Consider the following 12,325-nt stretch of genomic DNA (forward strand, 5'->3'; position numbering starts at 1 on the left):
GAGTCGGCGCGGACGTGGCGCGGATTTTACGCCGGCGTGGCCTGGGGGTCGCTGTCGACCGGCGGCTCTGGGGGAGCGGGCGGCGCGGCCTGTGCGGCGGCCGTCGCGGTCAGCTGCTGATAGGCGCTGGCCCACGGCGCGATATAGATGGTCAGCACCACCGACTGGGCGAGCGCCAGGATCGGCGCGGCCACGACCAGCAACGGCCAGAACCGGTGCAGGAACTCATCCGGTCCGGCGATCTTGGCCAACTCGCCCCAGGACCCGGCGAGGGCCAGGGCGAGGCCGATGAACACGACCAGGCCCACGACGATCTCCAGGGCCATGACCAGCAGCGTGGCCAGCAGCCCCATGCCCAGCAGGCGCAACGACGAGCCCTTGGTCAGGGACCAGGACTCGAACAGCACCAGGCGCCGGCCGGCGAAGGTCATCGGCCAGGCCATGGACAGGCGCAGCAGCGCCCAGAGGATGACGACCAGCCCGCCGATCACCGTCAGGATTCCGAGCGCGACGCCGGCGACCTTGCCGGCCGCGAAATAGGTCAGGAAGCCGACGAGCACGCCCACGATCACCGCGACGAAGTAGGCGATGTACCAGCCGATGAGGGCGATCACCGTCAGCAGCAGCATCCAGCCCTCGCCGGCCCCGACCCGCAGGTAGAAGCAGCGCCGGGCCTGCGGCTCCAGCACCGCCCGGAAGATGGCGGCCGCCACCAGGGTCTGGGCGAGGACCTGCAGGATGAAGGTGCCGAAGTTGGCCAGCATCATGCGCGCCTGCACGGCCATGACCTGCGCGAAGGCGTCGGGGTCCTGGGCGGCGACGTTCTCGTTCAGCTTGCTCATGTTCACGATGTCGCCGATCAGCGGGATATAGAGCCCGATCAGCGGCGCGATCATCAGCACCAGCAGCGCCACGCCCCATACCGCCACCGACGCGGGTTCGCGCCCCAGCAGGTTCCAGCCGGATATGGCCGCCGTCGTCGCGGAAAACCTCTTCGCCACCCCAAATCCCCCAAATCGAAAGACACGCTCGGAGGTGGAGCTTACACGGCGGTTCCGTCTTGGCGAGGGCGGAGGTATGAGGGCGGCCATGACCACCTCCCCCATTCACGTGATCGGCGGCGGCCTCGCCGGTTCCGAGGCCGCCTGGCAGATCGCCCAGGCCGGCGTTCCTGTCGTCCTGCACGAGATGCGCCGTGACGACTCCACCGGCAAAGTCACCACCGACGCCCACCAGACAGACGGTCTGGCCGAGATGGTGTGCTCCAACTCGTTCCGCTCGGACGACTGGCAGTTCAATGCCGTGGGCCTGCTGCACGCCGAGATGCGGCGCTGCGATTCCATCATCATGTCGGCGGCCGACCAGCACCAGGTGCCGGCCGGCGGCGCCCTGGCGGTCGATCGCGACGGCTTCTCGGAAGAAGTCACCCGCCGCCTGGAAGCCCATCCGCTGGTCACCATCGTCCGCGAGGAGATCGCCGGCCTGCCGCCGGAAGCCTGGGACAGCGTCATCGTCGCCACCGGCCCGCTGACCTCGCCGGCCCTGGCCCAGGCGGTGCTCGACCTGTCGGGCGAAGGCCAACTGTCGTTCTTCGACGCCATCGCGCCGATCATCCACCTCGAATCCATCGACATGGACAAGGCCTGGCGCCAGTCGCGCTACGACAAGGAAGGCCCCGGCGGCGACGCGGCCGCCTACATCAACTGCCCCATGAACAAGGAGCAGTACGAAGCCTTCATCGACGCCCTGCTCGAAGGCCCCAAGGCCGAGTTCAAGGAGTGGGAGCACGTCCCCTATTTCGACGGCTGCCTGCCGATCGAGGTGATGGCCGAGCGCGGCCGCGAGACCCTGCGCCACGGCCCGATGAAGCCGGTCGGCCTGACCAACCCGCGCGACCCGACCGTGAAGTCCTACGCCATCGTCCAGCTGCGCCAGGACAACGCCCTTGGCACGCTGTGGAACATGGTCGGCTTCCAGACCAAGCTGAAGCACGGCGTCCAGGCCGAGACCTTCCGCATGATCCCGGGCCTGGAGAACGCCCAGTTCGCCCGCCTGGGCGGCCTGCACCGCAACACCTTCATCAATTCGCCCAAGCTGCTGGACAAGGGCCTGCGCCTGAAGGTGCAGCCGCGCCTGCGCTTCGCCGGCCAGGTCACCGGCGTCGAGGGCTATGTCGAGAGCGCCGCCATCGGCCTGCTGGCCGGCCGCTTCGCCGCCGCCGAGCGCCAGGGCCGGACCCTCGAGGCCCCGCCGTCGACGACGGCGCTGGGCGCCCTGGTCGAGCACATCACCGGCGGCCACCTGGAAGGCGGCCAGGAAGGCTCCCGCGGCGGCTCGTTCCAGCCGATGAACATCAACTACGGCCTGCTGCCGCCGCTCGACACGCCCAAGGTCGACGAGGACGGCAAGAAGATCCCGCTGAAGGAACGCGGCCGCGCCAAGAAGCGGCTGATGAGCCTGCGGGCGCTGAAGGACCTGGAGGCCTGGCTGACGGCGGGCTAGCGCCGCCCCCGACTTGAATAAAACGGCGTCCGCCCCGTCCAAGGCGGACGCGCGCGGCCGTGTGACCTTGGCGTTCCCGGCCGCGCCTCGTCGCGGCGCCTCTCCGCGAGACCGCCCCATGCACCGCACGCTCATCGCCGCCGTCGCGACCACGGCTCTCCTCACCGCCCCCGCCCTGGCCCCAGCTTTGGCACAGGACGTCGTCTCACCGGCCAAGGAGACGATCCTCGCGCCCTTCGACATCGTGCGCACCCATGTCGAAAGCGTCGGCCCGGACGTGGTCTTCCGCGTGCAGGTGCGGGGCAAGGCCGGCGAGCTGAAGCCCAAGGCCACCGGCCAGTTCGCCGGCAGCGCCGTCTGGAGCTACGTCTGGCCGACCTCGCTGGACAGCGGCGGCGTCGGCTTCGACGGCGGCCAGGGGATCCTGGCCCTGGCGGTGACCTTCCATCCCGACTTCGACGACGCGGCCTATGGCGGCGTGAACCGCCACGTCTGGCATCCGCACTGGGTGGTGCTGGTTCCCGACGACGCCTGCGGCAAGGGCGCGCTGAAGGTCCGCGACATTCCCGAGGGCGCCAAGCCCAAGGTGCCGGCCACCTGGCCCGGCGTGCCGCTGCTGATCGACAGCCCGAGCTATCCGACCACCCTGGCCACCGACACGGTCGAGGTGAAGGTCCCGGCCGGCGTCATCGGCGCGGTCGAGGGCGTGAAGTTCGACGGCGTGACCTCGGCCCTGAAGGTCAACGCCAACCTGCACGCGCCGCTGCTGTGCATCTCCGACATCTTCGACGTGGCGTCGGGCGACCTCAGCCTGCCGGGCCGCATCGGCCGCTGACCTCGTCGCGGAGCCGGGACCAAGGCGCCGGGCGACCTCCCCGCCTGGCGCCGATCGCGCGCCCGAACACCGGAAAACAGAGCCTCTTTCCGCCCGGGCGCGGCGCTTCGCGCCGGTTCGGATATCGACGGTTTTGTTGCCCGGAAGCTACGCCTCGCCGCATATTTGCCAGGATCGACATCGGCAGGTCGATTTCGATTTGATCCCGACGCCATGTTTCGCCTTAATGACACCGGTAGCTATTTTAATGACACCGGTAGCGGTTAGCGTTACCAACAAGAAACGTGTCACGGGCCAGGCCGCTCAATGAGCCTGCCCGTCGGGAAGAACTGGGAGGGAATATGTTGCAAGTCACCTCGCGGCGGAGCCGCGCCCGCGTGCTGTGCGACCGCGCGTCGCTCGGCGCTCTGACCATCGCCGGCAGCCTGCTGATCACCGGCGCCGCCTTCGCCCAAAACGCACCGGCCGCGCCCCAGGGCGAAGAGACCGCCGTCGAGGAAGTGGTCGTCACCGGCTACCGCGCCGCCCTGCAGAGCGCCCTCAGCGTCAAGCGCAACTCCAACGTGATGGTCGACGCGATCAACGCCGAGGACATCGCCGACTTCCCCGACGCCAACCTCGCCGAGTCGCTGCAACGCCTGCCGGGCGTGTCGATCGACCGCGACAACGGCGAAGGCCGCACCATCACCGTGCGCGGCCTGGGCCCCGACTTCACCCGCGTCCGCCTGAACGGCCTGGAAGCCCTGTCGACCGCCGGCTCGAACGACTCGGGCACCAGCGGCAACCGCACCCGCGGCTTCGACTTCAGCGTCTTCGCCTCGGAACTGTTCAACTCGCTGAAGGTCCAGAAGACCGCCTCGGCCGAGACCGACGAAGGCTCGCTGGGCGCCACGGTCGACCTGCAGACCGGCCGTCCGCTCGACTTCAAGGGCCGCCGCCTGGCCCTGTCGCTGCAGGACGCCTATTACGAAGCCGGCAAGCACCACAATCCGCGCATCGCGGGCCTGGTCTCCGACCGCTGGGACACCAACTGGGGCCAGTTCGGCGCCCTGTTCTCGCTGGCCTACAACGAGCGCAACAGCACCATCGACAGCTACGGCCGCCAGGCCGGCCAGTCGGACTACACCTATCGCGGCGCCACCTTCGCCGGCACCGCCCTGACCACCAACGGCACCTCGATCCTGCAGCGCCAGGGCTTCGCGGCCCCGACCGGCACGGCCTGCAACAACGGCGTCGTGCCCGGCGTCAACGTCACCAACGCCGCGCTGTGCAACGCCCTGCGCGGTTCGGACCCGACGGCCTACGCCCTGATCAACAGCCCGATCGGCGCCCAGCTGACCCGCGCCGGCGGCGTCACCACCACGACCGCCCCGGGCTCGCTGGTCCGCATCCCGGCCCTGCCGACCATCAACCAGCAGGAGCTGGAGCAGGAGCGCCTGGGCATCACCGGCGCCCTGCAATGGCAGCCGACCGACCGCACCAAGATCACCTTCGACGGTGTCTATTCGCGGTTCTACAACAGCTCGACCAACTACCAGATCAGCGCCGTCGGCCTGAACCGCAACAACACCACGGCCAACTACAACGCGGCCGGCGCGTCCACCGCGGTCGCCACCAAGCGCGGCCTCTACAACGGCTGCAACTTCAACGCCGGCAGCGACGGCAGCAACGGCACCCTGGTGTCGCAGCCGCTGGACTGCGGCCAGTCGCTGAACGGCGCGACGCCGCTGACGGGCTACAGCTACAGCTACAACCCCAACAACCGCGACCCGTACGAGTACTACAACAACCCGCTGTCGCCGGGTTACATCGCCAGCGCCGACGGCCTGGCCATGCGCGACCTGTTCATCGGCCGCCCCAGCGTCAAGCTGATCGACGCCGCCCTCAGCGAGACCGGCGCCAACGCCAGCTACCTGAAGCTGGGCAGCGTCGACATGCGCTCGGCCGCCGACCAGCAGTACTACACGACCTTCTTCCAGCAGGGCTCGCTGACCCTGGAGCACGAGTTCACCGACAAGCTCCGGATGACCGCGCTGTGGGGCAAGTCGCGCTCGTACAACAAGGGCACCGGCCTGCTGGCCGACTACCTCAAGCTCGACTCGGGCAACGGCACGGCCGGCAACGACTACTTCGTCTATGACGAGCGGGTCGGCGGCTCGATGCCGCTGGTCAACTTCGGCTTCGACGCCACGAACCCCGCCAACTGGGACTTCGTGAAGGGCTATTCGTCGCTGCGGATCTACCGCTCGCTGACCGACAACCGCTATGACGGCACGCGCTTCGACTTCACCTACGACGCCGACGACAACCTGACCGTCAAGTTCGGCGCCACCCGCCGCAAGTACGGGTTCTTCACCTCGCGCACCGGCCGCGCCGGCGGCTCGGCGGGCGAGACCCTGAACCCGTCGTTCAAGGAAGCCGGCAGCTCGGTGGCCGCCACCAGCCGCCTGATCAACTGGGGCCACGGCCTGGACGTGCCGGCCGGCACCACCACCGCCTTCCTCGCGCCCGACCTCGACAAGTTCACGCAGCTGTTCGACTTCAACTGCGAGTGCATCAACAAGTGGGGCGACTGGCGGACCTCGACCCTGTCGAACCCGGCCAACACCTACGGCGTCGACGAGACCGACACCGGCGCCTACGTGCAGTTCGACTACCGCACCCTGGTCTTCGACCGCGAACTTCGCGGCAACGTGGGCACCCGCTACGCCCTGACCGAGGTGGACTCCTACGGCTTCACCAACCTCAATCGTCCGATCTACGGCGAGAACAAGTACTCCGACGTCCTGCCGTCGCTGAACGCCGCCTACGAGGTCGCCGACAACATGCTGCTGCGCTTCGGCGCGGCCAAGGTCATGGCCCGCCCGCTGCTGGCCAACCTGGCGCCCAGCATCACCGCCTTCAGCGCCCCGAACAGCTCGGGCGCCACGACCGGCGGCACGATGACGGTCGGCAATCCCGAGCTGGCGCCGTTCCGCGCCATCAATCTCGACCTGAGCTTCGAATGGTACTTCGGCCAGGGCTCGCTGATCTCGATCGCGGTCTTCGACAAGGACGTCCGCAGCTTCCCGCAGACCGTCGTCAGCTCCTCGACCCTGGCCGACGTGCTGCCGGCCCAGGCGATCGCCGACCTGATCGCCGGCGTCAACGCGGGCACCGGCACCCAGGTGCAGAAGGACGCCCAGATCGCCTACATCAACACCCAGACCTTCGACGTGCGCCAGTATCGCGACGCCCCGGGCGGCTACATCCGCGGCTTCGAGATCGGCTACCAGCAGAACCTGACCTTCCTGCCGTGGTTCCTCGACAAGCTGGGCGTCCAGGCCAACTACACCCACCTGGAATCGGAGCTGGAATACATCATCGATCCGGGCGCGCTGGAGATCCGCAACGCCTCGGGCGTGGTGACCACCGCCGGCCGTCCGCAGGTGGTGGCGCCGGGTCCGTTCACCGGGGCCTCGCCGGACTCGTTCAACGTCACCGTCTATTACGAGACCGACAAGTGGTCGGCGCGCGTCTCCACGGCCTATCGCGCCAAGTACTACACCCAGTACCCGATCGCCTCGGGCAGCTGTAACCCCGGCTACTGCGACTCCCCGCTGGTCAACGACTTCCTGGGCAGCGAGGCGACCACCAACGTCGACGCCTCGTTCAGCTACAAGTTCAGCAAGAACATGTCGCTGAGCCTGGAAGCCCTGAACCTGACCAACGAGACCAGCAACCGCTTCGGCTACGCCGACGATCCGGTGGTCACGCAGTACTCCGCGCCGGGCCGCCAGTTCTTCATGGGCTTCCGGTACGTCTTCTAAGCGCTCTTCTTCCCCGAAAGTGCGACCCTGGGCGGCGCGGGATTTTCCCGCGCCGCCTTTTTCTTTTGGAGGCGGGGATTGGGAAAGAAGCGGAAGCCCTTGAGCAGGATCCGCAGCGCCTCCCAGTGGATCGCCGCCAGCACGCCGACCACCTGCCAGGGATGGCCCAGCATGGCGCCCAGCAGCGCCCGGTCGGTCAGCGGCTCGCGCCGGCCGGTGAAGCTGGCCGCCAGCACCCGGCCCTGGTCGTCATGGACGTCGATTCCCACCCGCACCGCCTCGCGCGGCGGGGCCAGGGTGAAGGCGTAGCGCAGGTCCATCGGCATGAAGGGCGAGACGTAGAAGGTCTTGTCGCAGCCCTGCACCACCACCCCGTCCTCGCGGGCGGTGGCCGGCAGCACGTAGTCGCTGCGCTCGCCGAAGGTGTTGCTGACCGCATAGACCACCGCCGCCAGCCGCTCGTCGGCGTCGTGGTGGAAATAGACCGTCAGCGGGTTGAAGCCGTGGCCCAGCACGCGGGGCATGCATAGGGCCGCGATGCGGCCGCCGGGATGATGCAGGCCGTGCCGGGCCAGCAGCGCCTCGATCTGCGGCTTGACCGGCGCGCGCCGCCGCTCGGCGTGGTCGCGATCGTGATAGCTGAGCAGATTGAGGGCGTTGTGCGAGAAGAGGCGCAGGCGCGCCCCGGCCGCGTCGAGCTCGTCGAGATCGAGCAGCAGCATGAAGATCCGATAGCTCAGCCGATGCCGGCGCGGTCGGGCGCGGTCGTGGACGACGAGGCCGGAATAGAGGGCCGAGCGCAGGGTCATGCGGCCAGCTCCGGCTGCGCTGGCGTCGTCGCGCCCAGGACGATGCGCCCGGACGGGTCGGCGACGGTCCAGGGCCGGCGCACGCCGCCCAGCTGCTCGGCCACGGCCAAACCGGCTTGGAGCCCGTCCTCGTGGAAGCCCGAACCGAAATAGGCCCCGGCGAACCAGGTCCGCCGCGCGCCCTGCAGCGACCACAGGCTCGCCTGCGCCGCCATCGCCGGGCCGTCGAACAGCGGATGCTCGTAGACCTGGTCGTGCAGCACCTGGCCCGGCGCGCGGTCGGGATTGAGCGACAGGAAGAAGGGATCCTGGCCCGGCAGCGGCTGGAGGCGGTTCATCCAGTAGGTGACGCCGCCCACGCCCTCGCCGTCCCTCCCCTCTGCTCTGCGACGCCCAACGTGGTTCCAACTGGCCCAAGCCTTCGCTCGGCGCGGCATCAGGGCCCGGTCGCGGTGCAGCACCGCGCGGTTGCGGCTGTAGCGGAAGGCGCCCAGCAGGGCCGCCTCCTCCGAGGTCGGTTTGGCCAGCATGGCCAGGGCCTGGTCGGCATGGGCGGCGATCACCACCTGGTCGAAGCGCCGGGTCTCGCCGGCGGCGTCCTCGATGGTCACGTGGTCGGGCTGGCGGTCGATCCGCCGCACCGGCCGCGACAGCAGGATCTCGCCGTCGGTGTCGGCCGCGATGGCTGCGACGTAGCGGGCGCTGCCGCCGGCCACGGTGCGCCAGATCGGCCGCTTGTCGATCGGCAGCATCAGGCCGTGATTGTCGAAGAACCGCAGGAAGGCACCGGCGGGGAACTCGCGGATGTCGGCCAGCGAGGTCGACCAGATCGCGGCGGCCTGCGGCAGCAGGTGGTCCTCCTGGAACGCCCGCCCGAACCCCTGCGCGTCGAGATAGTCCACCAGCCGGCAGAAGCCGTCGTCGCGCAGGGCCCGGGCGTCGCGCGCCCCGGCCCGGTAGAAGCGCATGACGTCGAGCAGCATGCGCAGGAAGCGCGGGTTCACCAGGTTGCGTTTCTGGGCCAGCAGGTTGCTGGAGGAATATTCCAGCGCCCCGTCGTCGAGCGAGACGCCGAACGACATGTCGCTATCGACCGTCTCGACGCCCAGGTGCGCGAACAGGGCCGTCAGGTTGGGATAGTTCGGCTCGTTGTAGACGATGAAGCCGGTGTCGACCGCCGCCTCGCCAACCCGCACGGTGTTGGCGTGGCCGCCCAGCCGCTCGTCGGCCTCGTACAGCGTCACCTCGTGGCGCTTCGACAGCAGCCAGGCCGCCGAGAGGCCCGAAATCCCGGAGCCGACGACGGCGATGTGCTGGCGAGAGGACGAACTGGACATCGGTGCTCCTGGGGTGCTCCTGGCAAGGCTCTGCTTGCAGCTACGGAGCAAGGACGATCCCGGACGCATGCATCCGAACATCGATCGCCGCCGTAGCTCCGACCGAAGGTCGCCGGCGGCGGCCGATCGGACGGAGATCCCATGACCGACGCCACGACGAGCGACCCCGCCCTGGCCGCGCCTGACGCCGAAGCAGAGCGCGGGCGGGCCGGCGGCGGCCTGGTCTCGGCCCTGGTGCGCCTGGCCCAGGATGCGCCGGTTCCCGATTTCGTGGCGCGGCTGGCGATCGAGCGGCTGGTGGCCGGCGCCCGGCGCTCGCTGGAGGGCGCCGAACCCGACGCCGGCCGGCGCTTCGCCGAGACCATGGCCGACCGCCCGATCGCCACCCACGTGGAAGACGCCAACGCCCAGCACTACGAACTGCCCGCCGCCTTCTTCGAGGCGGTGCTAGGCCCGCACCTGAAATACTCCAGCGGCTTCTACCCGCCCGGCGCCCGCGAGCTGGCCGAGGGCGAGGTCGCCGCCCTGCGCGAAACCGAGATCCACGCCGACCTGCGCGACGGCCAGTCGGTGCTGGAGCTGGGCTGCGGCTGGGGCTCGCTGTCGCTGTGGATGGCCGAGCGCTTTCCCAACTCGACGATCACGGCGGTGTCGAACTCGGCTTCGCAGAAGGCCTTCATCGACCGCCGCGCCGCCGCCCGAGGCCTCTCGAACCTGACCGTCGTCACCGCCGACATGAACGCCTTCGAGGCCGGGCGGCGGTTCGACCGCGTCGTCTCGGTCGAGATGTTCGAGCACATGAGCAACTGGCGGGCGCTGCTGACCCGGGTGCGGACCTGGCTCGCGCCCGACGGCCTGCTGTTCCTGCACGTCTTCACCCACGTCGCGACGCCCTACCGGTTCGAGACCGACGACCCGGACGACTGGATCGCCCGCTACTTCTTCAGCGGCGGGATCATGCCCAGCCACGACCTGGCGAGGCAGTTCCCCGACCTGTTCGAGGTGGCCATGGACTGGCGCTGGAGCGGCGAGCACTACGCCCGCACCGCCCGGCAATGGCTGGAACGGTTCGACGCCGCCCGCGCGACGATCGATCCGATCCTGGTCGAGGTCTATGGCGACCGGGCCGCCGTCTGGCGGCGGCGCTGGCGGCTGTTCTTCCTGGCCACGGCCGGCCTGTTCGGCCACCGCGGCGGCCGCGACTGGGGCGTCAGCCACTATCGCCTGCGACCTGTCGCCTGACTGCTTGGCCCGATCCCCAATCCGAGGAAACACCATGCTTCGCTACGCCGCCGGATACCTGGCGACCGCCGTCGTCTTTCTGGCCCTCGACGCCATCTGGCTGACCCAGATGGCCGAGCGCCTCTACCGCCCGCACATCGGCGCCCTGATGGCCGACAAGCCCAGCCTCGCACCGGCCGTCGCCTTCTACCTGATCTACATAGCCGCCGTGCTGGGCCTGGCGATCATCCCGGCCCTGCGGCCAGGCGGCGGCTGGACGCGGCTGCTGACAAGCGCGGCCCTGTTCGGTTTCGCCGCCTACGCCACCTACGACCTGACCAACCAGGCGACGCTGAAGACCTGGTCGACGGTCGTCACCTTGGCCGACATGGCCTGGGGGGCGTTCGTGACCACCGCGGCGGCCTGCGCGGGCTATTTCGTCGCCAGTCGGCTTGGCGGACGCTAGCCGTTGCCAGTCTCGCGGACCCGTGCGACCGTCCGTCGCAGATTCAGGCGCCAGGGGACCCTCGGTTGGACGCAGACACAAGCCGCGCCTTGCTTTCGCGGGCCCTCGCGCGTGTCGCCAATCGCGACCATGACGCCCTTAAATACGTCTATCGGCACACCTCGGCGAAACTGCTGGGCGTCGTCCTCCGTATCTTGAACGATCGCGAGGAGTCCGAGGACGTGTTGCAGGACGTGTATCTGACGGTGTGGAACAAGGCCGACCGGTTCGATCCGGAGAAAGCCAGCCCCATCACCTGGCTGGTCAGCCTGGCCCGCAACCGCGCCATCGACAAGCTGCGCGCGCGGGGGACCCGGGTGATGACCGGCGTCGAGGAAGCCGAGGCCCTGCCCGACGCCGCGCCGCTGGCCTCGGTCCGGGTCGAGGCCGACGAGGACCGCCGCCGCCTCGACGGCTGCCTGGACCAGCTCGACCCCAAGCATTCGGGCGCCGTGCGCAAGGCGTTCTTCGAGGGCCTGACCTATGACGCCCTGGCCCAGGCGGTGGGCGTGCCGCTGGGCACGATGAAAAGCTGGATCCGGCGCAGCCTGATCAGCCTGCGGGCCTGTCTCGAAGCATGACCGACGCGACCGACATCCCGCCCGATGGCGAAGAGCGTCCCCTGGCCGGGGAGTACGTGCTGGGCGTGCTGGACGCGGACGAACGCGTAGAGGCCGAGCGCCGCATCGTCGCCGAACCGGCCTTCGCCCGCTCCGTGGCCTGGTGGGAGGAGCGCCTGACGCTGCTGGCCGCCGACATTCCCTCGGCGACGCCCTCCGAGGGCCTGTGGCCGCGCATCCAGAACCTGATCGTCGAGCCGCTGAAGCCCTCGGCCTGGAACAGCGTGGGCCTGTGGCGCGGCGTGGCCGCCGGCGCCCTGGCCCTGGCGGCCGCCAGCGTCGTCATCGCCGTGCTGCCGCGCCCGGCCGCGCCGCCGATCGTCGCGCCGGCTCCGGCCAAGCCGCAGGCGGCCGAGGTGGCGCTGATCGCCGATCCGACCAGCAACAAGCCGATGGTGGTCGCCACCCTCGACCACGCCACCGACCAGGTGATGCTGACGCCGATGGGCATGAAGATGCCCGAAGGTCGCGACGCCGAGCTGTGGATCATCCCCGAGGGCCAGAAGGCGATCTCGCTGGGCGTGATTCCGACCGACGCGCCCAAGCGCATCCCGATGCCCGAAGGCCTGCGCGGCGCGGGAACCTACACCGCCCTGCTGGCCGTCACCGACGAGCCGATCGGCGGCTCGCCGACGGGCGTCGCCACGGGCTCGGTTCGCGCGGCGGGCAAGTTCCTGAGAGGGTAAA

Annotated in this window: 10 protein-coding genes; 7 read left to right on the top strand and 3 right to left on the bottom strand. The window is 69.5% G+C overall.

Translation table 11 applies throughout. The features are described from left to right. Positions 1-26: 26 nt before the first annotated feature. Positions 27-1,001, bottom strand: coding sequence for a hypothetical protein (locus AC07N1_RS06115; RefSeq protein WP_494670994.1), 975 nt, complete (start codon positions 999-1,001; stop codon positions 27-29). Between the two features lie 88 nt (positions 1,002-1,089). Between AC07N1_RS06115 and trmFO the strand changes: the two genes are divergently transcribed. From trmFO to AC07N1_RS06130, 3 genes are all read left to right on the top strand, one after another. Next, positions 1,090-2,502 (top strand): methylenetetrahydrofolate--tRNA-(uracil(54)-C(5))-methyltransferase (FADH(2)-oxidizing) TrmFO, encoded by a 1,413-nt coding sequence (trmFO, locus tag AC07N1_RS06120; RefSeq protein WP_494670995.1) that lies wholly within the window; start codon positions 1,090-1,092, stop codon positions 2,500-2,502. A gap of 118 nt (positions 2,503-2,620) precedes the next feature. Beyond that, a complete protein-coding gene (locus tag AC07N1_RS06125; RefSeq protein WP_494670996.1) occupies positions 2,621-3,337 on the top strand; it encodes a hypothetical protein in 717 nt (238 codons plus the stop codon). A 341-nt stretch (positions 3,338-3,678) separates the two neighbouring features. Then, positions 3,679-7,146, top strand: coding sequence for a TonB-dependent receptor (locus AC07N1_RS06130; RefSeq protein ID WP_494670997.1), 3,468 nt, complete (start codon positions 3,679-3,681; stop codon positions 7,144-7,146). On the opposite strand, the gene AC07N1_RS06135 is transcribed toward AC07N1_RS06130, so the two are convergent. Together AC07N1_RS06135 and AC07N1_RS06140 are read right to left on the bottom strand one after the other, a co-directional pair. Next, positions 7,143-7,955, bottom strand: coding sequence for a DUF1365 domain-containing protein (locus tag AC07N1_RS06135; protein ID WP_494670998.1), 813 nt, complete (start codon positions 7,953-7,955; stop codon positions 7,143-7,145). The genes AC07N1_RS06130 and AC07N1_RS06135 overlap by 4 nt on opposite strands. Next, positions 7,952-9,292 carry an NAD(P)/FAD-dependent oxidoreductase gene (locus tag AC07N1_RS06140; RefSeq protein ID WP_494670999.1) on the bottom strand — a complete coding sequence of 447 codons (1,341 nt, stop codon included), beginning with the start codon at positions 9,290-9,292 and terminating at the stop codon, positions 7,952-7,954. The genes AC07N1_RS06135 and AC07N1_RS06140 overlap by 4 nt, the downstream gene beginning before the upstream one ends. A gap of 141 nt (positions 9,293-9,433) precedes the next feature. Between AC07N1_RS06140 and AC07N1_RS06145 the strand changes: the two genes are divergently transcribed. The 4 genes from AC07N1_RS06145 (at position 9,434) to AC07N1_RS06160 (ending at position 12,324) form a co-directional block, all read left to right on the top strand. Continuing rightward, entirely contained in the window at positions 9,434-10,534 is a 1,101-nt protein-coding gene (locus AC07N1_RS06145) for an SAM-dependent methyltransferase (RefSeq protein ID WP_494671000.1), read from the top strand. A gap of 34 nt (positions 10,535-10,568) precedes the next feature. Then, positions 10,569-10,979 carry a DUF2177 family protein gene (locus AC07N1_RS06150; protein WP_494671001.1) on the top strand — a complete coding sequence of 137 codons (411 nt, stop codon included), beginning with the start codon at positions 10,569-10,571 and terminating at the stop codon, positions 10,977-10,979. Between the two features lie 89 nt (positions 10,980-11,068). Next, positions 11,069-11,599: a sigma-70 family RNA polymerase sigma factor gene (locus tag AC07N1_RS06155; protein ID WP_494671002.1), complete on the top strand. Its 531-nt coding sequence runs from the start codon at positions 11,069-11,071 to the stop codon at positions 11,597-11,599. Beyond that, positions 11,596-12,324: an anti-sigma factor gene (locus AC07N1_RS06160; protein WP_494671003.1), complete on the top strand. Its 729-nt coding sequence runs from the start codon at positions 11,596-11,598 to the stop codon at positions 12,322-12,324. The genes AC07N1_RS06155 and AC07N1_RS06160 overlap by 4 nt, the downstream gene beginning before the upstream one ends. Position 12,325 lies beyond the last annotated feature (1 nt).

It is taken from the genome of Caulobacter sp. GW821-FHT09B11 (assembly GCF_059418205.1).